The organism is Streptomyces krungchingensis (assembly GCF_054729265.1).
Genome location: NZ_JBPUKY010000001.1, coordinates 4494867 through 4516284, shown reverse-complemented (window position 1 = coordinate 4516284; position 21418 = coordinate 4494867). Strand labels below are relative to the sequence as shown.

Annotated in this window: 22 protein-coding genes; 12 read left to right on the top strand and 10 right to left on the bottom strand. The window is 71.5% G+C overall.

Annotation, left to right across the window (positions count from 1 at the left end):
- Positions 1-73: 73 nt before the first annotated feature.
- The 3 genes from ACSYGO_RS19975 to ACSYGO_RS19965 are packed head-to-tail and all read left to right on the top strand — an operon-like array spanning position 74 to position 2913.
- The gene (locus ACSYGO_RS19975) at positions 74-991 is read left to right on the top strand and encodes a chorismate synthase (RefSeq protein ID WP_426675479.1); all 918 of its coding nucleotides are present in this window, start codon (positions 74-76) and stop codon (positions 989-991) included.
- Complete coding sequence (gene menC / locus ACSYGO_RS19970; protein WP_426675480.1) at positions 988-2109, top strand: o-succinylbenzoate synthase; 1122 nt, start codon at positions 988-990, stop codon at positions 2107-2109. Before ACSYGO_RS19975 ends, menC begins: the two co-directional genes overlap by 4 nt.
- 15 nt (positions 2110-2124) lie before the next feature.
- Positions 2125-2913: a S16 family serine protease gene (locus tag ACSYGO_RS19965; protein WP_460387178.1), complete on the top strand. Its 789-nt coding sequence runs from the start codon at positions 2125-2127 to the stop codon at positions 2911-2913.
- Between the two features lie 28 nt (positions 2914-2941).
- Here ACSYGO_RS19965 and ACSYGO_RS19960 read toward each other — a convergent pair whose 3' ends face one another.
- From ACSYGO_RS19960 to ACSYGO_RS19930, 7 genes are all read right to left on the bottom strand, one after another.
- Positions 2942-3127, bottom strand: a complete 186-nt coding sequence (locus tag ACSYGO_RS19960) for a hypothetical protein (protein ID WP_426675482.1) — start codon at positions 3125-3127, stop codon at positions 2942-2944.
- Between the two features lie 33 nt (positions 3128-3160).
- Positions 3161-3817: a helix-turn-helix domain-containing protein gene (locus ACSYGO_RS19955; protein WP_432172179.1), complete on the bottom strand. Its 657-nt coding sequence runs from the start codon at positions 3815-3817 to the stop codon at positions 3161-3163.
- Between the two features lie 87 nt (positions 3818-3904).
- Positions 3905-4867 (bottom strand): glycine betaine ABC transporter substrate-binding protein, encoded by a 963-nt coding sequence (locus tag ACSYGO_RS19950; protein WP_460387177.1) that lies wholly within the window; start codon positions 4865-4867, stop codon positions 3905-3907.
- Entirely contained in the window at positions 4864-5733 is an 870-nt protein-coding gene (locus ACSYGO_RS19945) for an ABC transporter permease (RefSeq protein WP_460387176.1), read from the bottom strand. Before ACSYGO_RS19945 ends, ACSYGO_RS19950 begins: the two co-directional genes overlap by 4 nt.
- The gene (locus ACSYGO_RS19940) at positions 5730-7043 is read right to left on the bottom strand and encodes a betaine/proline/choline family ABC transporter ATP-binding protein (protein WP_426675486.1); all 1314 of its coding nucleotides are present in this window, start codon (positions 7041-7043) and stop codon (positions 5730-5732) included. The genes ACSYGO_RS19945 and ACSYGO_RS19940 overlap by 4 nt, the downstream gene beginning before the upstream one ends.
- On the bottom strand, positions 7036-7683 hold the full coding sequence (locus tag ACSYGO_RS19935; RefSeq protein ID WP_426675487.1) for an ABC transporter permease: 648 nt from the start codon (positions 7681-7683) through the stop codon (positions 7036-7038). Before ACSYGO_RS19935 ends, ACSYGO_RS19940 begins: the two co-directional genes overlap by 8 nt.
- A gap of 41 nt (positions 7684-7724) precedes the next feature.
- Positions 7725-8195: an Lrp/AsnC family transcriptional regulator gene (locus ACSYGO_RS19930; RefSeq protein WP_028804733.1), complete on the bottom strand. Its 471-nt coding sequence runs from the start codon at positions 8193-8195 to the stop codon at positions 7725-7727.
- A gap of 122 nt (positions 8196-8317) precedes the next feature.
- Between ACSYGO_RS19930 and hppD the strand changes: the two genes are divergently transcribed.
- The 5 genes from hppD to nthA all read left to right on the top strand — a co-directional run bounded on the left by hppD (position 8318) and on the right by nthA (position 11707).
- Positions 8318-9463, top strand: a complete 1146-nt coding sequence (hppD, locus tag ACSYGO_RS19925; protein WP_426675488.1) for a 4-hydroxyphenylpyruvate dioxygenase — start codon at positions 8318-8320, stop codon at positions 9461-9463.
- Positions 9464-9551: 88 nt separating this feature from the next.
- Complete coding sequence (locus ACSYGO_RS19920; RefSeq protein WP_460387175.1) at positions 9552-10451, top strand: phage baseplate protein; 900 nt, start codon at positions 9552-9554, stop codon at positions 10449-10451.
- 21 nt (positions 10452-10472) lie between these two features.
- Complete coding sequence (locus tag ACSYGO_RS19915; RefSeq protein WP_432172176.1) at positions 10473-10853, top strand: hypothetical protein; 381 nt, start codon at positions 10473-10475, stop codon at positions 10851-10853.
- Entirely contained in the window at positions 10846-11133 is a 288-nt protein-coding gene (locus ACSYGO_RS19910; RefSeq protein ID WP_460387174.1) for an SH3-like domain-containing protein, read from the top strand. Before ACSYGO_RS19915 ends, ACSYGO_RS19910 begins: the two co-directional genes overlap by 8 nt.
- Positions 11123-11707 (top strand): nitrile hydratase subunit alpha, encoded by a 585-nt coding sequence (gene nthA, locus ACSYGO_RS19905; RefSeq protein WP_028804737.1) that lies wholly within the window; start codon positions 11123-11125, stop codon positions 11705-11707. The genes ACSYGO_RS19910 and nthA overlap by 11 nt, the downstream gene beginning before the upstream one ends.
- Positions 11708-11741: 34 nt before the next feature.
- On the opposite strand, the gene ACSYGO_RS19900 is transcribed toward nthA, so the two are convergent.
- On the bottom strand, positions 11742-13415 hold the full coding sequence (locus ACSYGO_RS19900; protein ID WP_460387173.1) for a tetratricopeptide repeat protein: 1674 nt from the start codon (positions 13413-13415) through the stop codon (positions 11742-11744).
- Between the two features lie 92 nt (positions 13416-13507).
- On the opposite strand from ACSYGO_RS19900, the gene ACSYGO_RS19895 reads away from it, so the two are divergent.
- Positions 13508-14923 (top strand): FAD-binding oxidoreductase, encoded by a 1416-nt coding sequence (locus ACSYGO_RS19895; RefSeq protein WP_426675493.1) that lies wholly within the window; start codon positions 13508-13510, stop codon positions 14921-14923.
- Positions 14924-14942: 19 nt separating this feature from the next.
- Here the strand turns inward: ACSYGO_RS19895 and ACSYGO_RS19890 are convergent, their stop codons facing one another.
- A complete protein-coding gene (locus ACSYGO_RS19890; RefSeq protein WP_426675494.1) occupies positions 14943-15416 on the bottom strand; it encodes an SsgA family sporulation/cell division regulator in 474 nt (157 codons plus the stop codon).
- A 244-nt stretch (positions 15417-15660) separates the two neighbouring features.
- Here ACSYGO_RS19890 and ACSYGO_RS19885 point away from each other — a divergent pair, with 244 nt between their 5' ends.
- Together ACSYGO_RS19885 and ACSYGO_RS19880 are read left to right on the top strand one after the other, a co-directional pair.
- Entirely contained in the window at positions 15661-17313 is a 1653-nt protein-coding gene (locus tag ACSYGO_RS19885; RefSeq protein ID WP_460387172.1) for an RDD family protein, read from the top strand.
- Between the two features lie 76 nt (positions 17314-17389).
- Positions 17390-18172 carry an RDD family protein gene (locus ACSYGO_RS19880; protein ID WP_460387171.1) on the top strand — a complete coding sequence of 261 codons (783 nt, stop codon included), beginning with the start codon at positions 17390-17392 and terminating at the stop codon, positions 18170-18172.
- A 58-nt stretch (positions 18173-18230) separates the two neighbouring features.
- On the opposite strand, the gene ACSYGO_RS19875 is transcribed toward ACSYGO_RS19880, so the two are convergent.
- Positions 18231-18515 carry a hypothetical protein gene (locus tag ACSYGO_RS19875; RefSeq protein ID WP_426675497.1) on the bottom strand — a complete coding sequence of 95 codons (285 nt, stop codon included), beginning with the start codon at positions 18513-18515 and terminating at the stop codon, positions 18231-18233.
- A gap of 441 nt (positions 18516-18956) precedes the next feature.
- Between ACSYGO_RS19875 and ACSYGO_RS19870 the strand changes: the two genes are divergently transcribed.
- Positions 18957-21308 carry an immune inhibitor A domain-containing protein gene (locus ACSYGO_RS19870; protein ID WP_460387170.1) on the top strand — a complete coding sequence of 784 codons (2352 nt, stop codon included), beginning with the start codon at positions 18957-18959 and terminating at the stop codon, positions 21306-21308.
- Positions 21309-21418 lie beyond the last annotated feature (110 nt).

Genomic DNA, 21418 nt, shown 5'->3' with positions numbered 1-21418 from the left:
CTCATCAGGAACGTACGCGCTCGTTGTCGTGATGCACAATGCCAGGGCGGCGGGGAGCTCGCAGACTCGACCCATGACAGGAGATTCCACGGCAGTCGCCCTCAGGGCGGCGGGTGCCACGGCAGGGGTTCCCGGGGCGGCGGAGAGCGCGGCGGGCGGGGCGCCGGCGGAGGCGCGGGAGGTCGCGCGGGCCGCGGCCCGCGCCGCCGGTGTCGAGGTCCGCACGGTGCACGACGTCGCCGGCATCGCCGCCGTGACCGACTTCTTCAGCGACGTCTGGCAGACCCCGCGCAGCGCTCCGCCGTACCCGGCCGAGGTGCTGCACAGCCTCGTCCACGCGGGCGGCGCGGTGCACGCCGCCTTCGACGGCGGGCGGCTGGCCGGAGCCGCGGCCGCCGTCTTCGGTCCGCCCGCCGGGGCGGACGTGTACTCCTTCGTGGCCGCGGCCCGTGCCTCCGACCGGGGCGTCGGGTTCGCCGTGAAGCAGGCCCAGCGCACCTGGGCCCTGGAGCGCGGCGCCCGCTCGATGCGCTGGATCTTCGACCCGCTGGTCGGCCGCAACGCCCGCTTCAACCTGGTCAAGCTGGGCGCCGCCGGCACGGAGTACCTCGTCGACTTCTACGGGCCCATGGCGGACGGGGTCAACGACGGGGACGAGAGCGACCGGCTCACGGTGACCTGGGACCTGGTCCGTCCCTCCCCGTCGCGCCCCGTGCCGGACGCCGCGGTCCGTGACGCCGCGCCCGCCACGCGTCGCGCCCCCGACGGCGCTCCGCTCGCCCGCCGGGACGCCGGCGGCCACCACGTGTGGTGCCGTGTGCCGCACGACGCCGTGGCGCTGCGGGCCGCGGACCCGGTCCTGGCGCTGCGCTGGCGGCACGCCGTCCGGGAGGTCTTCACGGAGGCCTTCGCCGAGGGGTTCACCGCGACGGGGATGTCCCGCGACGGCTGGTACACGCTCACCCGCAGCCCCGAGGAGGGCACCGCATGAAGCTCGAACGCGTCGAGGTCGTCCACATCGCCCTCCCGCTGGTCACCCCCTTCCGGACGTCGTTCGGCACCATGACGACGAAGGACACCTTCCTGCTGCACGTCGTCACGGACGTGGCCGAGGGCTGGTCGGAGTTCGCCGCCGACCCCGAGCCGCTGTACTGCGCGGAGTTCGTGGCGGGCGCGGAGATCGTGCTGCGGGACTTCCTGCTGCCGCGCGTGGCGGCCCTGCCGGACCTCACGGCCGCCGCCGTCGCACCCGCCCTGGCGAAGGTCAAGGGGCACGAGCTGGCCAAGGCGGCGCTGGAGACCGCCGTGCTCGACGCCGAACTGCGTGCGCACGGCATGTCGCTCGCCACCTACCTCGGCGCCGTGCGCGACCGGGTGCCCGCGGGCGTCTCGGTCGGCATCAAGGACTCCGTCCCGGCCCTCCTCGACGACGTCGAGCGCTACCTCTCCGAGGGGTACGTCCGTATCAAGCTGAAGATCGAACCCGGCTGGGACCTGCATCCTGTGCGCGCCGTGCGCGAACGCTTCGGGGACGCGCTGCCGCTCCAGGTGGACGCGAACACGGCGTACACCCTCGCCGACGCCGAGCATCTGCGCGGCCTCGACGCGTACGGGCTGCTGCTGATCGAGGAGCCCCTGGAGGAGAACAACCTCCACCAGCACGCGCTGCTCCAGAGCCGTGTCGCCACCCCCGTCTGCCTGGACGAGTCGCTGCACAGCGCCCGCGACACCGCGTCCGCGATCGCCATGGACGCGTGCCGGGTCGTCAACGTCAAGCCCGCCCGCGTCGGCGGCTACCTGGAGGCACGCCGCATCCACGACGTCGCGCACGCGCACGGCGTCCCCGCCTGGTGCGGCGGAATGCTGGAGACGGGCATCGGCCGCGCCCCCAACCTGGCGCTCGCCGCCCTGCCCGGATTCACCCTCCCCGGCGACACGTCCGCGTCGAGCCGCTACTTCGCCGAGGACATCACCGAGCCCTTCGTCCTCCAGGACGGGCATCTGCCGGTGCCGCGCACCCCGGGGATCGGGACCGAACCGCTGCCTGAGGCGCTGCGCCGCTTCACGACCGCGCGGCGGGACCTGTACGGGGGGCACGCCGGGCGGTGACGTTAGATTGATCCCGTGCTCTCACGCCTCACACGTCCCAAGGCCGTCGCCGTCTGCGCCGTTCCCGTCGTGGCACTGCTCGCCACGGCGGTGTTCGCGCCGCTGCCGTTCTCCGTGGCGCAGCCCGGCCTGACGGCGAACGTCCTCGGCGAGAACAAGGGCGTCCCCGTGATCACGATCAGTGGCGCGCCCGTCCGTGACACCAGCGGTCAGCTGCGGATGACCACGATCGAGGCGACGGGTCCCGACGCGAACGTCTCGCTCGGCGACGTGCTCGGCGGCTGGTTCGCCACGAACCGCGCCGTGATGCCGCGCGACTCGGTCTACCCGAGCGGGAACACCGTCGAGGAGATCGAGCGGCACAACGCGGACGAGATGAAGAAGTCCCAGGACACGGCCACCGAGGCGGCGCTGTCGTACCTCCACGAGAAGGACGACGTGAAGGTGACGCTGAAGCTCGCCGACGTCGGCGGGCCCAGTGCCGGACTGCTCTTCTCGCTCGGCATCGTCGACAAGCTGGACGGCGACGGCAGCGGCGGCGACCTCACGGGCGGCCGGAACATCGCGGGTACGGGGACGATCGACGCCGACGGGAAGGTCGGCGCGGTCGGGGGCGTGTCGCTGAAGACCCAGGCGGCCCGGCGGGACGGCGCGACGGTCTTCCTGGTGCCGAAGGCGGAGTGCTCGGAGGCGAAGGCGGAACTCCCGGAGGGACTCCGCCTGATCCCGGTGACGAGCCTGGCGGGCGCGGTGGACGCCCTGGTGGCGCTGGACGCGGGCAAGGGCGGGGTCCCCAGCTGCTAGGTGTATTGGCCCCCAGGAGACGGCCGGATCAGTGCGCCACGGCCGTCCCGGGTGTGGCGGCCAGCCGCAGGCCCACCTCCACGAGGGTCCAGCCGAGCCGGGTGCGCAGCTCGCGCGGGGCCCGGGCCGAGGCCGCGAGCCGGTGGGCGTCCGCCCGGGCGCGCAGGTCGGCGGCGCGGGCGTGGTGCAGTCGGAGAGCGTTGTCCGGGTGCATCGGGACGACCTTTCTGCGGCCTGATCGGGCCGGTCAGTCGGAGACGTGCGGGAACGCGTGCGTGTGGATGCGGACCTGTTCCGCCGCGGGGTCGTCCGCGGGGGCCTCGCGGGCGCTGTAGCTCTGGATCAGTTCGTGCATCTTTCCGACGAGTTCACGGGCGCTTCCCGGTGTCAGGCGCAGGGTGAAGTCGCTCATGTCGCTGGCGTGGGACCAGTCCTCGGACCAGTCGCCGCGCGTGCCCAGCCAGGTCGACAGTTCGCGGCCGTGGCTCGTCGCCACCTCGTGCAGGAACAGATCGGCGGCCCCGCGCACCGCCGGGTCGGGGTGGTCGAGCAGCCCCTCGTCGAAGCCCATGCCCTGGTCGACGGCCCGCCACCAGCGCTCCCGTCCCTTGTTCTGCTCCGGGGCGTCCTCGACGAAGCCGTGCGCGGCGAGCTGGCGGAGGTGGTAGCTGGTCGCTCCGCTGGACTCGCCCAGCCGCTCGGCGAGCATCGACGCGGTGGCCGGACCGCGTTGCCGCAGCACGCTCAGCAGTTCCATGCGGAGCGGATGGGCGATTCCGCGCAGGGAACGGGCATCGAGGCGCCGGGGCGGCGGGGGAGGCGGCGGCGGAGGAGGGGGCGCGGGTGGTGGCGGCGTCGCGGGTGAGGGCGGGGGCGAGGGGGGCCGAGGCGGCTGCTCCGTCATGAGTGCAAAGGTAGCGTTGCAAAGAAACCCTTGCAACGGTTTCTTTGCAACTCGCCGGAGCGGCGGGCGAGGCAGCTCACCCGCCCCTCACTTCACCAGCCCCTCCGACTTCATCCAGTCCAGGGCCACCTGGTGCGGATCCTCGCCGTCGACGTCGACCTTCGCGTTCAGGTCCTGGGCCACCGTGTTGTCGAGCTTCTTCGTCACCGGCTCGATGACCTGGGCGATCGCCGGGTACTTCTGCAGGGCCTTGGTGTTGATCACGGGTGCGGCGTTGTAGTTGGGGAAGAACTTCTTGTCGTCCCGCATCACCACCAGGTTCATCGACTTGATGCGTCCGTCGGTGGTGAACACCTCCCCGTAGGTGCAACTGCCCTTCGCGACCTGGGTGTAGATGATCCCGGTGTCCATCTGCGTGATGTTCTTCGCGGGCACGTTCATCCCGTAGGCCTTCTCCATGCCCGGCAGCCCGTCGGCCCGGTTGGCGAACTCGCTCTCCACGCACAGTGTCACCGCGCCCGGGTCCGACTTCGAGAGCGCGGCCACCTCGGAGAGCGTCCTGGTCCGGTACTTCTTGAAGTCGGCCTGGTTCATGGCGAGCGCGTACGTGTTGTTGAGGGCGGACGGCGGCAGCCAGGTCACCCCGTTCTTCAGGTCCGCGTCGTGCACCGCCCGCCACTGCTCCTGCGGGTCGGGGATCGGCTTGCCGTTGCCGAGATAGGTGATCCAGGCCGTGCCCGTGTACTCGTACATCGCGTCCGCGTCGCCGTTCTTGAGGGCCTCGCGGGCGCCGATCGACCCCTGGATGCCGGTGCGGTCGAGGACGTCCGCGCCGGCCGCCTGGAAGGCGATGCCCATGATCGCCCCCAGGATCAGCTGCTCGGTGAACTCCTTGGACGTCACCGTCAGATGCGCCCCCTTGAGCGGTTCGCCCTGTCCGACGGAGCCGGGGCCGACGTCGTCGGTCATGGGGGAGCCGCTGGTCAGCCCGCACCCGGCGGCCAGGACGAGGACGCCGGCCAGCGCCGGGCAGGTACGCGGACGCCTCATGTCCCCACCTCCAGCCCGCGGGGCCGCAGGAACAGTTCGGCCAGCGAGGCGAGCCAGTCGACGAGCAGGGCGAGCGCCACGGTGAGGACCGAGCCGAGCACCAGGACCGGCATGCGCTGGTTGGTGATCCCGGTGGTGATCAGGACGCCGAGGCCGCCTCCGCCGCCGAAGGTGGCGAGGGTCGCCGTGCCCACGTTCAGGACGAGCGCCGTCCGCACGCCGGCGAGGATCAGCGGCACGGCCAGCGGCAGTTCGATGCGGGTCAGGACGCCCAGCGGTGACATGCCGATGCCGCGCGCCGCCTCCAGGACCGTCGGGTCGTTGGCCTTCAGCCCGGCGATCGTGTTGGACAGCACCGGCAGGACGGCGTAGACGATGATGCCGATCAGGGCCGCCTTCGTGCCCGTTCCGAGCCAGATGACCAGGAGCGCCAGCAGACCGATCGCCGGGGTGGCCTGCCCCATGTTGGCGATGGTCATCGCGAGCGGCGTCGCCTTCCGGAACGCCTTGCGGGTGAGCAGGATGCCCAGCGGGATGGCGATGATCAGCACGAAGAAGGTCGAGATCACGCTCAGTTCGATGTGCTGCCACAGCGCCTTCGACACCTGGCCGTTCGACAGGGCGTTCCTGGAGATCTCGTCGAGGTCGGCCTGCTGGAACCAGAGCCAGGTGGCGAGCAGCAGCGCCACCAGCGTGGCCGGCAGGAAGGTCAGCTTCTGCCAGGTGATCCGCCGCTTCGGCGCGGTGGGGGGCGGCGGCGGGGCCTCCCGCTCGCCCTCGCCGGAGCCGTCGCTGTCGTCACGGAAGGGGAGCCCCTTGACCTCGTGCTCGCCCTCGGGCCGCCGATCCGTGGGCGGTGTGCTCACGCCTTCGCCTCCCCGGTGTCGACACCTTCCTGTTCGAAGTGGGTCTGCTGCGCGCGGGTCTCCTCCAGCTCGTGCTGGTGCTCCATCGCGTCCAGCCGGTCGGCCTCCAGGAGCTCGTGCACGGAGTTCATCAGCGTCTCCATGTCGACGACGCCGATGTACTCGCCGCGCCGCCCGGTGACCGCGACCCGGCCCGCGTTGTCCGTGAGGACCGCCTCCAGCGCGTCCCGCAGCGTCGCGTCCAGGGTCACCGTGTCGTGCACCAGCGTGCCCGCCCGCGCCAGCGAGCCCCTGGCCCGCATCAGGTCGCCGCGCCGCAGCCACTTGTAGGGGCGGCGCCGCTTGTCGAGCAGCAGGATCTCGTTCGTCCCGCTGGAGCGGAGCCTGTTGAAGATCTCCTGGAGCGGGTCGTCGACGGTGACCGTCGGATACTCGGTGACCTCCACGTCCCGTACGCGGGTGAGGTTGAGCCGCTTCAGCGCCGCGCCCGCGCCCACGAACCCGGACACGAAGTCGTCGGCCGGGTTCGTCAGGATCGCCTCCGGGGTGTCGAACTGCGCGATGTGCGAGCGTTCCCGCAGCACCGCGATCCGGTCGCCGAGCTTGATCGCCTCGTCGAAGTCGTGGGTGACGAAGACGATCGTCTTGTGCAGCTCGTGCTGGAGCCGGATCAGCTCGTCCTGGAGGTGGTCCCGGGTGATCGGGTCCACGGCTCCGAACGGCTCGTCCATCAGCAGCACCGGCGGATCGGCCGCCAGCGCCCGCGCCACCCCGACCCGCTGCTGCTGGCCGCCGGAGAGCTGGCGCGGATAGCGGCCCTGGAACTCGCCGGGGTCGAGCCCGACGAGGTCGAGCATCTCCTCGACCCGTGCCTTGATCCGCCCCTTCGGCCAGCCGGTCATCCTCGGTACCAGCGCGATGTTCTGGGCGACCGTCATGTGCGGGAAGAGCCCGGACGACTGGATCGCGTAGCCGATCTTGCGGCGCAGCTTCACCGGGTCCATGTGGGTGACGTCCTCGCCCCCGATGCGGATGCGGCCGCCGGTCGGCTCGATCAGCCGGTTGATCATCTTCAGGGTGGTGGACTTGCCGCACCCGGACGGGCCCACGAACACCACGATCTCGCCCGCCCTGATCTCCATGTTGACGTTGTCCACGGCGGCGTCGCGGCTGCCCGGGTAGCGCTTGGTGAGGTGCTCCAGCTCGATGGTGGCGCCGGTCGTGGACGCGTGCCCGCTCCCGGCCGCCCGGTCCTCGGGGGCGTTCCCGGCGGGCGACTCGGCCGTCGTGTCGGACGCGGGTTCAGGCACGGATCCCCCTCGGAATGGTCAGCCGTCCGACGAGCACGTACGCGGCGTCGAACAGCAGCGACAGGATGATGATCCCGAGCGTCCCCGCGAGCACCTGGTTGAGCGCGTTCTTGCTGCCCAGGGAGCCGATGCCGCGGAAGATCTCATTGCCGAGGCCGGGTCCGGAGGCGTACGCGGCGATGGCCGCGATGCCCATCATCATCTGGGTGGCGACACGGATGCCGACCAGGATCGGCGGCCAGGCCAGCGGCAGTTCGACTCTGACGAGCCGGGCCAGCCGCGACATGCCGATGCCGTTCGCCGCGTCCACCAGCGACGTGTCGACGCCGCGCAGGCCGACGATCGAGTTGCGCACGACCGGCAGCAGTCCGTAGAGCGTCAGCGCGATCACCGTGGGCGGCACGCCGAGCCCCACGACGGGGATCAGCAGACCGATCATGGCGAGCGACGGAATGGTCAGGAAGGTGGCCGTGGTGGTCGTCGCGACGTTGCCCGCCCACTGGCTGCGGTAGGTGGCGATACCGATCAGCACGCCGATGGCCGTCGCCACGACCATGCACTGGAAGACGGCGCTCGCGTGCTGGTAGGCGTCCGTGAACAGCTGTTGGTGGCGGCTGCTCAGGTACTCCCAGAAGTTCACGGCACCGGCCCTCACCTCGACGGCGCCCGGGGCCACGGGCGTCAGGTGTCTCCCGACGCCTGTTCCACCAGCGGGATGATCCGCAGCGGAACGGGGTTCTCCATGACGATCGCCGTGGAGGCCCGGACGATGCCATCAAAACCGACAACCCGGTCGATCACACGCTGGAGATCCGCGTTCGAGCGGGCCACGAGACGGCACAGCATGTCCCCGCTGCCGGTCGTCGTGTGCAGTTCGAGCATCTCCGGGACGGTCGCCAAGTGCGCTCGCACGTCGGGGCCTTGCCCCTGCCGGATCTGGAGCGTCGCGAACGCCGTCACGGGATAGCCGAGGGCGGCCGGATCGACCTGCGGCCCGAAGCCCCGGATGACGCCATTCGACTGAAGCCGGTCGAGCCGCGCCTGCACGGTGCCGCGCGCGACCCCGAGCCGCCGGGACATCTCCAGCACCCCGATGCGCGGTTCCTCGGCCAGCAGCACGATGAGCCGGCCGTCCAGATGATCGATCGCCATGCGGACCTCCGAGATGGTCATCATGTACAGAAAGCCCGCCAGGGCCGCCCTCTGGTTGAGCATATTGTCCAGTGGATACGCGAACTATTGCGCACCTTGTGGAACAGAGGGAGTCTGCGCGCATGACGCAGACCACACACCACACTCCCGACACCGCCCGGCAGGCCGACCCCTTCCCGGTCAAGGGAATGGACGCGGTCGTCTTCGCCGTCGGCAACGCCAAGCAGGCCGCGCACTACTACTCCACCGCCTTCGGCATGCGGCTCGTGGCCTACTCCGGACCGGAGAACGGCAGCCGCGAGACGGCGTCGTACGTCCTCGAGAACGGCTCGGCGCGCTTCGTCTTCACCTCCGTCATCAAGGCCGCCACGGACTGGGGCCGCTTCCTCGGCGAGCACGTGGCCGAGCACGGCGACGGCGTCGTCGACCTGGCCATCGAGGTGCCGGACGCGCGCGCCGCGTACGCCTACGCCGTCGAGCACGGCGCCCGCTCGGTCGCCGAGCCGTACGAGATCAAGGACGAGCACGGCACCGTCGTCCTCGCCGCGATCGCCACCTACGGCAAGACCCGCCACACCCTCGTCGACCGCTCCGGCTACGACGGCCCCTACCTCCCCGGTTTCGTCGCCGCCGAGCCGATCGTCGAGCCGCCCGCCCACCGCACCTTCCAGGCCATCGACCACTGCGTCGGCAACGTCGAACTCGGCCGCATGAACGAGTGGGTCGGCTTCTACAACAAGGTCATGGGCTTCACGAACATGAAGGAGTTCGTGGGCGACGACATCGCGACCGAGTACAGCGCGCTGATGTCCAAGGTCGTCGCCGACGGCACGCTCAAGGTCAAGTTCCCGATCAACGAGCCCGCCATCGCCAAGAAGAAGTCCCAGATCGACGAGTACCTGGAGTTCTACGGGGGCGCCGGCGTCCAGCACATCGCGCTGAACACGAACGACATCGTGGAGACCGTGCGCACCATGCGCGCGGCCGGCGTCCGGTTCCTCGACACCCCGGACTCCTACTACGACACCCTCGGCGAGTGGGTGGGCGACACCCGGGTGCCCGTCGACACGCTCCGCGAGCTGAAGATCCTCGCCGACCGCGACGAGGACGGCTACCTCCTGCAGATCTTCACCAAGCCGGTCCAGGACCGTCCGACCGTCTTCTTCGAGATCATCGAGCGGCACGGCTCGATGGGCTTCGGCAAGGGCAACTTCAAGGCCCTGTTCGAGGCGATCGAGCGCGAGCAGGAGAAGCGCGGCAACCTGTAGAACCCGCAACCGGCGGGGCCGGGAGGGGACTCTCAAGTCCTGTGGGCGCCACGGGGGCGCCCACAGGACGCGGGAGGGACGAGGCCGCATGGGCGATCCGCGGGCCGACAGGACCACCGTCGACGAACCGGTCGACCTGACCACACCGTCCGAGCGCTGGCTGTGGAAGAAGGACACGCTCCGGGAGCCGACGATCCTCCAGTCGTTCGCCTTCGACGAGGTGAACGGCCATCTCTACGTGCTCCAGGTCACCGAGGGCGGCGGCGAGGCCGGCGACCTGTGCCTGACCCGGCTCGACCAGGACGGCGACCGGCTCGGCCACATGTACCTGCCGGGCTTCGGCCACGGCGTGTCCATGGGCGTCCAGAACGCCTCCGACGGCACCGTCTGGATCTGGACCGAGGCCGACGCGGTGCACGGCTACGGGCAGGGCGTGACCCGCTTCCGCTTCGTCGACGGAGCCACCCGCACCCGCGCCCAGGTCCACGTCCGCCGCCCGGTACCGGGTTCGACCCACAACCAGCCCGCCGTCTGCATGGCCACGCGCCGCATCGCGGTACGCCACCGCGTCGACGGCGTGCCGCGCTACCGCGTCTGGGACCTCGACGCGTTCGTCGCCGGCGATGACACCACGCATCTCGCCGACTTCCCGCAGACCGGCGCCCACCCGGACCCCGCCGTCCCGTTCCAGGGGTACGCGCTGCACGGCGACCACCTCTACCAGCTCGCGGGCGCGGCGTACGACGACATCGCCAACCCGCCCTCCGGGCACGGCAACACGTACGTCTCCCGCCTCGACGTCCGCACCGGCGCGCTGGTGCAGCGGGCGCGCACGGAGGCCGGGTACTCGCTCGACCACCGTGAACCCGAGGGCCTCGCCGTCCGCCACGCCGGCGGCCTGCGGCTGTGCATCGGACTCGCCTCGGGGGAGCGGAGGGCCCGCAGGTTCTCCGTCTACTGCAAGCCGTTCACGCCCCCCGCGCCGTAGTCCCGGACATAGTCTGACCGCATGGCCAGGATCAACGACGTAGGCGGCATGCAGGGGTTCGGCGCCGTCGACACCACCGACGACACCGAACCCTTCCACGCCGACTGGGAGGCCCGGGTCGTCGGTCTCTTCAACGCCCTGCGCGCGCAGGGGCTGTTCAACACGAACGAGTTCCGGGACGCCATCGAGTCCATCCCGCCGACGCGGTACCTCACGACGTCGTACTACGAGCGGTGGTTCATCGCGATCTGCGCCCTGCTGGAACGCAAGGGCGTCCTCGCACCGGGTGAACTGGACGGCACGGACGGCACGGACGGCACGGTCGGCGCGGACGGGCCGGACGGCCTCGCGCGGCCCGGCGGATCCGCCGGCCCCGGACAGCCGGGCGGACCCGATGCCTGACCGCTTCGCGCCCGGCGACCCCGTGCGTACCTACCTCCACGACCCGCCCCACCACACGCGCCTGCCCCGCTACGCGCGCGGCAAGCGCGGCGTGGTCGTCGAGACGGAGGGCGGCGCGCAGCTCGCCGACGTCAGCGCCCAGGGGCGCGACGACGCGCCCGTCGAGCAGGTCTACGCGGTCCGGTTCGCGGCCTGCGACCTGTGGGGCGAGGGCGACCACCACGTCGTACTGGACCTGTGGGAAAGCTATCTGGAAGAGGACCCCGAAGATGAGCGGTGACCATCACGACGACGCCCTGATCTCCCGGCGGGTGCGGCGCCTGGAGACCCTCCTGGAGGAGAAGGGGGTGCTCTCGGGCGGCGCGCTGGACGAGGTGATCGACGCCTTCCTGTCGGGCGCGTCCCCCGCCAACGGCGCCCGGGTGGTGGCCCGGGCCTGGACCGACCCGGCCTTCAGGTCCCGTCTGCTGGCCGACGGCACCGCGGCCGTCCGCGAACTCGGCTTCATGGACGGCTCGTACCAGCGGCTGCGGGTCGTCGAGAACACGGAGACCCTCCACAACGTCATCGTCTGCACGCTGTGCTCCTGCTACCCGCTCCGGCTCCTCGGCCCCTCCCCGAGCTGGTACAAGTCCGAGTCCTACCGCTCCCGCGTCGTCCGCGAACCCCGCGCGGTGCTCGCCGAGTTCGGGCTCGGCCTGCCGGCGGACACCGAGATCTCCGTCTGGGACTCCAGTGCCGAGACCCGCTACATGGTCCTGCCGCGCCGCCCGGCCGGCACGGAGTCCCTCGACGAGACGGAACTGGCCGCCCTGGTCACCCGCAACGCGCTGATCGGCACCGCCGCCGTCTGAGCCGCCCGGGCCCGTCCGGCGGCGCCGGGGCCGCTCAGTGCGTCGCCGGGTGACGCGCCGTCGATCCCGCCGTCGGCCCGGCCGAGGGCTGGGCCGGGGCGGCGGGGGAGGAGACGGCCGGAGTGTGGGTGGCGCCCCCGGAGGGGGTACCGCCCGTGCCGGCGGTCGGCACCGCGCCCGTGCCCGTGCCCGGGGCCGGGGCCGGGGCCGGCGCCGGAGCGCCCGCCGCACCCTCGGCCGGGGCCTCCTCCTCTTCCGCCTCCAGCTCCTCCGGCCCCACTGCCGGGGGCTCGCCCAGATCGGCCAGGGCCTGCCGGGCCTGCGGCACGAGCAGCGGGGAGAAGTGCGGATTGAGCAGCAGCGCCTCGGAGAGATGGCGGCGGGCCGATCCGGTGCGGTCCAGGGACAGTTCGATCTGGCCCAGGTGGTACATGTACAGCGCGCTGCGCACCCCGCCGCCGTGCTCCTTGTCCGTGATCCGGTTGGCGAACTTGATCGCCTCCTCGTCCTCCCCGGCCCGGTGCAGCGCCCACCCCAGCGCGTCCGCGACGGGCATGCTGGGGTGCCGCTCCCACGCCTCGCGCAGCCGCCACACCGCCTCCAGCGGGTCGCCGTGGTCCGCCTCGAAGATCCCGAGGACCAGTTCGTCGTCCACGCCCTCCGCGCTCTCCTGCCGCACCCGCTGCCGCAGCAGGTCGTACTGGGTGCGCGCGTCGGCGTCCATGCCGAGCTTCTCGTACAGCTCGCCCAGCTCCAGCGCGTACCGGGGCGTGGGCCGCTTGGCGATCGCCTCCCGGTAGGCCCGCACGGCCTCCGAGCTGCGCCCCAGCGCCGCCAGCGCGCGGCCCTGTCCGGCGAGCGCCCCGTGATCGTCGGGATCGGCGCGCACCGCGGCCCGGTAGTAACGCAGCGACTCGTCCGGTTCGCCGCGCTCCCACGCCAGCTCACCGGCCTGCTCCATGAGCACCGCCTGCCCGGCCGGGGTCCCCGCGCCCGCCGCCGCGTCCATGATCACGGCCATCGAGTCCTCGCGCCAGCCGCGGTCCCAGTACACCCGTGAGGCCTGCGCCTGCACGGTCGGCCCGGTGTGCAGCGCCGTCAGCGTGTCGAGCGCCTTGCGGCCGGCCTTGAAGTCCCCGAGACCCCGGTACGCGTCGATGAGCAGCGGATACGTCGTCCACCGCTTCGGCGCCAGCTCCACCGCGGCCTCGCCGTACTTCTTCGCCTCGCGGAAGTCGCCGCGGGCGTTGGCGAGCGCGGCCAGGCCGTCCAGCGCCTCCACGTTGCCCTGCGTCCTGACCCGCAGCGAGGTGCGCAGCGCCTGCTCGGCCTTCGGGTAGTACGCGGGCAGCGCGGTCCGCCGGGCCTGCTCCAGGTACGCGCTGCCGAGCACCGCCCACGACTGGCCGTCCCGGGGATGGGCCCGCACATGGGCCTCGCGATCCCCGATGAGCGCCTTCAGATCGGGCAGCGCGACCGGAACCCCGGCCCCCACCGCCGTCATCGCCCGCGCCACCGAACCCGGCGCGGGCCGCGGTGCCGTGGCGGGCCGCAGCACGGGCAGCAGCACCAGCACCCCGGCGAGGACACCGCCGCCGGCGGTCACGCCGATCAGCACACGCCTGACCGTGCGGGGGCGCCGCCGCGGAGCGGCCGGACCGTGCGGCTGAAGCCCGGTGAGGACCGGCTGTCGCTCTTCGTTCTCCATGCGGCTCACTGTGCGTCAATACGAAGACCACATCGCGGTACGGCAAGCCTCGCGCGGATGGGGTTCACACCGATGGCCGCGGGTGCGAACCTGTGATCATGAGCCGTATCGAAGCCCCGCACGACGAAGCCACGGCGGCGACCGGCGACCTGGTGGACCGCCTGCGCGGCGGCCTGCCGGCCGAATCCGTTCTCGTCGACCCGGACGTCACCGCCTCGTACGCCAACGACATGGCGAGTTTCTGCGAGGCGGGCACGCCCGCCGTCGTCGTCCTCCCGCGCACCGTCGAGCAGGTCCAGCACGTCATGCGGACCGCCAGCGCACTGCGCGTCCCCGTCGTCCCGCAGGGCGCCCGCACCGGCCTGTCCGGCGCCGCCAACGCCTCCGAGGGCTGCATCGTGCTGTCCCTCACCAAGATGGACCGCATCCTGGAGATCAACCCGGTCGACCGGATCGCCGTCGTCGAACCCGGTGTCGTCAACGCCACGCTCTCCCGCGCGGTCAACGAACACGGGCTCTACTACCCGCCGGACCCCTCCAGCTGGGAGATGTGCACGATCGGCGGCAACATCGGCACCGCCTCCGGCGGCCTGTGCTGCGTCAAGTACGGGGTGACGGCCGAGTACGTCCTCGGCCTGGACGTCGTCCTCGCCGACGGACGGCTGATGAGCACCGGCCGCCGCACGGCGAAGGGCGTCGCCGGATACGACCTCACGCGTCTGTTCGTCGGATCCGAGGGCTCCCTCGGCATCGTCGTCCGGGCCGTCCTCGCGCTCAGGCCGCAGCCGCCCGCGCAGCTGGTGCTGGCCGCCGAGTTCGGGTCGGCGCGCGCCGCCTGTGACGCCGTGTGCCGGATCATGGAGGGCGGCCACGTCCCGTCCCTGCTCGAACTCATGGACCGTACGACGGTGAAGGCCGTCAACGACCTCGCGCACATGGGCCTCCCGGAGACCACCGAAGCACTGCTCCTCGCGGCCTTCGACACCCACGACCCGGCGGCCGACCTCGCCGCCGTGGGCGCGCTGTGCGAGGCCGCGGGCGCCACCCAGGTGGTGCCGGCCGAGGACGCGGCCGAGTCCGAACTCCTGCTCCAGGCCCGGCGGTTGTCCCTCACTGCGCTCGAAGCGGTCAAGGGCACCACGATGATCGACGACGTGTGCGTACCGCGCTCCCGGCTCGGCGACATGCTCGAAGGCATCGAACGCGTCGCGGAGAAGTACGCCCTGACCATCGGGGTGTGCGCGCACGCGGGTGACGGCAACACCCATCCCACGGTCTGCTTCGACGCCGCCGACCCCGACGAGTCCCGGCGCGCCCGCGAGTCCTTCGACGAGATCATGGCCCTAGGCCTGGAGCTCGGCGGCACGATCACCGGCGAGCACGGTGTGGGCGTCCTGAAGAAGGAGTGGCTGGCGCGCGAGATCGGCCCGGTGGGGGTGGAGATGCAGCGGGCGGTCAAGGAGGTCTTCGACCCGCTGGGCATCCTGAACCCGGGCAAGCTGTTCTGATCCGCCCGCGCGCCGCGCGTCACTCCCCGTCCCTTGACTCGTCCGAGGGCCACGGGTCGCCCATCCACAGGTCGTCGGCCGGGGTCGGCGCCAGCAACTCGGCGAGACCGTCGTCGATGTCGAGCTCCTCGGCCTCGGTGCCCGGCGGGACCGCCCGCAGGGTGCGCTCCAGCCAGGCCGACACCTGGGCGGCGGGCGCTTCGAGAAGGGCGTCCCCGTCCGGCGAGCTGAGCGCCATCAGGACGACGCTGCGCCCGGCGACCTTCGTCGGCCATACCCGCACGTCGCCGTGACCGCACGGCCGGAACACCCCCTCGACGAGCAGCTCGCGGGCGAAGGTCCAGTGGACCGGGTGGTCGGAGCCGATGTGGAAGGTGATGTGGACGGCGTACGGGTCGTCGGCGCGGTAGGTGAGCCGTGCCGGGACGGGGATGCTGCGTTCGGGCGACAGGACGAGCCTCAGCTCGAGTTCGCGTTCCACGACGGTGTTCATGCCGGTGCGCTTCCTTTCGTCGTACAGGGGCCGTCGGGCGGTCCCGTACGAGTGGAGAGCGTGTCGCCGCGGAACCATTACGCGGGTTCCGCGGATTTTTTCCGGACCGCTTCCGGATCACGGCCGTACGTGGCGGATCCGCGCCCGAAAGGAGTGGGTACGGCGGGAGCGGCCGTGGCGGGAGCGCCGGTCTGATAGATGTGGAGCCCCCAACTGACCATCGAGCAGATACGGGACGACGGACATGAGCGCCCCAACCCCGGCCCCCGGCGACGACAGGCCCCGCGAAGGGTATTACCCGGACCCCTCCATCCCCGGATACGTCCGGTACTGGAACGGCGCTGCCTGGGTGCCGGGCACGAGCCGTCCGGCGCCGTCCGAGGGCGAACCGCTCGCGCCTCCGCCGGGTGCGGGCCCCGCCCATGTGCCCGCCCCGGCACCTTCCCCCGAGTACCCGGCCCCGCACGGGGCGTCGCGCGAACCGGCGGGCACTCCCACGACGGAGGAGACGGGGCCGCACTTCTTCGACGAGGACCCGCAGCCCGCCGATCCGTCCCCGCGGCTGTCCCCGGCCGAGGCGCAGCACGGCAGCCGGCCCGAACCCGCCAGTGCGTGGGGCGCCGACCGGTCCCGGCAGACCGGCTTCGGCGGCGAGCAGGACCGCCGGGTCTCCTGGGGCGCTCCGCGCGGTGTCGACCCCCGCGTGCCGAGCGCCGCGCAGCCCGCCGAACCGGCCGTGCAGCCCGACGGCGTGTCCGCCCGCACGGACGGCACGGCGACGATCCCGCCCGCGGACTCCGCCGGCGGCGCCCAGCCTCCCGCGTCCGGCGGCACCGTCGTCTTCCGCCGGCCCACGGGGCCGGTGCGGCCCGCGGTCCAGGAGGGCGGCCAGGGTCCCGGCGGCGCGGAGGAAGCCGGGAACACCGGCTCCGCCGCACCCGGCTCCCAGGGCGCCCAGGACTCCCCTCCCGCCGAGGGCACCATGGCCTTCCGCGCGCTCTCCCCGCGCACGGACCGGCAGGGCGGGGCGCAGACGGGGAGCACGGCCCCGGCCGCGGGCGCGTCCGGCGGTCCCGCCGCGTCCGGTGCTCCCGCCACGACCGGCGCTCCGGACAGTCCCGCCGCCTCCGGACCGTCGGGCGCGGCTGCCCCGCCGGCGGGCGGCTTCGGCGCCGGGCAGGCCGCGCAGGCCGCCGCCGCGGCGCGGAACGCCGCCGCACCGTCGGCTCCGGCCGTCCCCCAGCAGTCCGGCGGCTCCACTCCCGTGACCTCCGGTCCCGGTGGCGGACAGCCCTCCTGGGCGCAGCAGGTGCACCGGCTCGCGGGTGCCCCGGCCGAGGAGGGCCAGCCGGTCACGCCGTGGAAGCCGCCGGTCGACGACGTGTTCCAGGCCGCCGCGCGACGGCAGGCGGCGGCGCGGCCCGCGGGCCTCGGCAAGCGGCTCGCCGCACGGCTCGTGGACACCGTCGTCCTCGCCGGTGTGACCGCCGTGGCCGCAGTACCGCTGGGCACCAGGGCGATCGACCACGTCGACGAGAAGATCGACGCGGCCAAGCTGTCCGGTGAGAAGGTGACGGTCTGGCTGCTCGACGGCACGACCGGCAGCTGTCTCGGCATCGTCCTCGCCGTCCTGATCGTCTTCGGTGTCCTGTACGACGCGCTGCCCACCGCCAAGTGGGGCCGCACCCTGGGCAAGAAGCTGTTCGGCCTCCAGGTGCGCGACATCGAGGGCCACGAACCGCCGAGCTTCGGCCTGGCGCTGCGCCGCTGGCTGGTCTACAGCGTCCCGGGGATCCTGGTCGTCGGTGTGGTCGGGGTGCTGTGGTGCCTGTTCGACAAGCCGTGGCGCCAGTGCTGGCACGACAAGGCGGCCCACACCTTCGTGGCGTCCTCCTAGGGCCCGGCCCCGGGCCGGTCCCCCGGACGGCCGCTCGCCGGATGCGGCGGGGGAGGGTTCGCGGTCGACTCGGGCCATGAGCAGCGAACCGCCGCCCCCCGGGTCCGGCCAGCCACCGGACGACGATCCGTTCAAGAAGCAGCCCCCGCCCGCCGAGGGCGGCGGTTCGCCGTACGACAGCCCGGTGTCCCCGAGCGGCGGCTCGCAGCCTCCCGGCTGGGGCACCCCGCCCCCGGGCGAAGGCACTCCGCCGCCGGGCGGCCCCCCGCCTCCCGGCGGCGGCTCACCGTACGACACCCCCTACGGCAGCCAACCGCCCCCCTACGGCGGCGGGGAGCCCCCTCCGTACGGCGGGGGCGGCGGCGATCCCTACGGCCCCGGAGGCCCCTACGGCGGCGATCCGCTGGCCGGCATGCCCCCGCTCGCCGACAGCGGCAAGCGGGTGCTGGCGAGGATCATCGACATGATCCTGGTGGGCATCGTGGTGTGGCTGGTGTCGCTGGCCTTCGGCTTCCGCCAGTACACCGTGGACACGGACAAGATGCAGTTCGCCGATTCCTTCGGGAAGGAGGTGATCGCCGCCGTCCTCTACGTCGCCTGCGACACGATCATGATGAGCAGGACGGGCCAGACCCTCGGCAAGAAGCTGTTCAAGCTGCGGGTGGCCGACCTCGACAACGGCGCCACACCCTCCGTGCAGACCATGCTGATCCGATCGCTGGTCCTGTGGCTGCCGTTCGCGTTCTGCTGCGCGTGCATCTGGACGGCGATCGCCGGCGGCTGGAGCTTCTTCGACAAGCCCTACAAGCAGGGCCTGCACGACAAGGCGGCCAAGACGGTGGTGGTCAGCGCCGGTTGAGGCGGGGGAGCGAGAACGGATCGGCGGGCCCGTGATCCACGGGCCCGCCGTCGTGTCGTCAGGAGGCCGTCGGCTCCCGCACCGGGTCGACCCCGGCGGAGACGGGCTCCCGCTGCACGGGCACGCGCCGGGGCTCGGGCCGGGCGACCGGAGCCGCGGCCGGTGGCGCGGTCCTCGGCAACGGCACCGTCATGGCGACGAGCAGACCGAGAGCGAGCGCCGAGACGGTGATCAGTGCGATCCCCAGGCCCGAACTCGTCTGAGACAGCAACAGCATGGCGAGGGTGGAGAAGATCACGGTGCAGGAACCGTAGGCGAGCTGTGCGGCGGTCGGACGAGGCATGGCAATCGTGTCCTCGGATGGGGGTACTCCCCCCGTGCCTCTCGCGATGGGGGAGGGTGCGGATAAGAATCGGGGGTGAGACAACGGTGTCGGCTTGGCTTTCCGCCGACTTCCGACGCTCCGCCAATCGACTCTATTCGCCTGCATGCCCGAGTGGAACGACCGGTAAGCGTGACCTTACCCACGGTGCCGGTGCACAGGGGGCGCACGGAGTCATTACGTCCATCAAGTGGACATGTGGGCGCGCCTGGTGGGGTGTTTCGTGGGCGTTCGGATACCGAACGCCCGCTCCGTATAGTGTACTTGCCAGGTTCAAGTCAAGGTCTGTTTTTTCTGTGGCAACTCCGGTCGAATGTCGTCACTTGAATCGCGTATACGCGCGCGGACACTCCTGAGACCGGGACCCCCCTCCGCGCGAGCGGACGCGGGGGAGGACATCAAGTGACCAGCAGACCATGGACGTTCAGAGCAACCGCGGTGGGCGTCGCCCTCGCGGCGGCCACCGCCACGTTCTCGACGTTCGCCGTGGCCCAGGCCGACGACGCGCCGTCGGTGCGCGCGGACCGCCACGACCCGATGCCGGCCAAGAACACGGTCGACCACGACCTCGACGGGCCGCTCAGCAAGACGCAGGACGCGCAGCGCCAGGAGGCCTTGAACCAGGTCATATCCGGCGACGCCAAGGTGCAGAACCGCAACGGTTCGCAGGTCGTCCAGCTGAAGAGCAAGAAGGGCGACAGCAAGTACGTCGAGCTGGGTCGCGAGAAGACCGACAAGATCTTCACGATCCTGGTCGAGTTCGGCGACAAGACGGACCCGAAGTACGGTGGCGGCGCCGGACCGCTGCACAACAAGATCGCCGCGCCGGACCGCAAGAAGGACAACAGCACGGCCTGGCAGGCGGACTACAACCAGAAGCACTTCCAGGACCTCTACTTCGGCACCGGCAAGAACACCGAGTCGATGAAGAAGTTCTACGAGAAGCAGTCCTCGGGCCGCTACTCGGTCGAGGGCGAGGTCGCGGACTGGGTCAAGGTCCCCTACAACGAGGCCCGTTACGGCAACAACGCCTGCGGCTCCACCAACTGCCCGAGCGTGTGGAACGTCGTCAGCGACGGCGTCACCGCCTGGGTCGCCCAGCAGAAGGCGGCCGGCAAGTCCGACGCGGCCGTCAAGGCGGACCTCGCGCGGTTCGACCAGTGGGACCGCTACGACTACGACGGCGACGGCAACTTCAACGAGCCCGACGGCTACATCGACCACTTCCAGATCGTGCACGCCGGCGAGGACGAGTCCGCGGGCGGCGGCGTCGAGGGCACCGACGCGATCTGGGCGCACCGCTGGTACGCCTTCGGCACCGACGCCGGCGCCACCGGCCCCGCGAACAACAAGCTGGGCGGCGCGCAGATCGGCTCCAGCGGCATCTGGGTCGGCGACTACACCATCCAGCCGGAGAACGGCGGACTCGGCGTCTTCGCCCACGAGTACGGCCACGACCTCGGTCTGCCGGACCACTACGACACCGCCGGCGGCGACAACTCCACCGGTTTCTGGACCCTGATGTCCTCCGGTTCGTGGCTCGGCACCGGCAAGGAGTCCATCGGCGACCTGCCGGGCGACTTCAACGCCTGGGACAAGCTGCAGCTGGGCTGGCTGAACTACGACACGGCCAAGGCCGGCAAGCAGTCCACGCACAAGCTGGGCGTCGCCGAGTACAACACCTGGAACAAGCAGGCGCTTGTCGTCTCGCTGCCCGACAAGGCCGTCACGACCACGGTCGTGAACCCCGCGCAGGGCTCGACCCAGTGGTGGAGCGGCAGCGGCGACAACCTCAAGAACACGCTGACCCGCTCCGTGGACCTCACGGGCAAGTCGGCGGCGAAGCTGACCCTCGACGGCTGGTACGACATCGAGGCGAACTACGACTACCTCTACACCGAGGTGTCGACCGACGGCGGCGCCAACTGGACCGCTCTCGACGGCACGGTGGACGGCGCCGCCATTCCGCGCGACGGCAGTGACAAGCCCGCCCTGACCGGCACGGTCGACAGCTACAAGAAGCTGTCGTACTCGCTCGACGCCTACGCCGGCAAGAAGATCGACCTCCGCTTCCGCTACCAGACCGACGGCGGCGTGGCGCAGAAGGGCTTCGCGGCCGACGAGATCTCCGTGACCGCGGACGGTTCGCCGCTCTTCTCGGACAACGCCGAGTCGGCGGACGCCGCCTGGACCGCGGCGGGCTTCTCCCGCATCGGCGCCTCGTTCACCAAGGACTACGCGCAGTACTACCTCGCGGAGAACCGCCAGTACGTCTCGTACGACAAGACCCTCAAGGTCGGCCCGTACAACTTCGGCTTCTCGACGACCCGTCCGGACTGGGTGGAGCACTACCCGTACCAGAACGGCCTGTTGATCTGGAAGTGGGACACCTCGCAGGCGGACAACAACACCAGCCAGCACCCCGGTGTCGGCCTCGCGCTGCCCGTCGACTCGCACCCGAAGGCCCTGTGGTGGGACAACGGGACGCTGATGCGCAACCGCATCCAGGCCTACGACTCGACGTTCAGCCTGTACCGCACGGACGGCATCACGCTGCACAGCGCGGACGTCGCGACGAAGATCCCGTCGTCGAAGGGTGTGTCGGTCTTCAACGACCACACCAGCGACTACTACGACAACCGGAACCCCACCGGCGGTGTCAAGATCACTGACACCAACACCAAGATCACGATCGTCAAGGAGGCCAAGGACGGCTCGACGATCTCGCTCCGGGTGGACCCTGCGGTGAAGTAAACCGCGTTTACGCAGGTCAGAACGCGATTGGCGGCAACCCCCTGGCGGGTTGCCGCCGATCGTGTTTAGGTGCGTGCTGTGGTTTTCTTATTGACACCGGTGCGCACGGG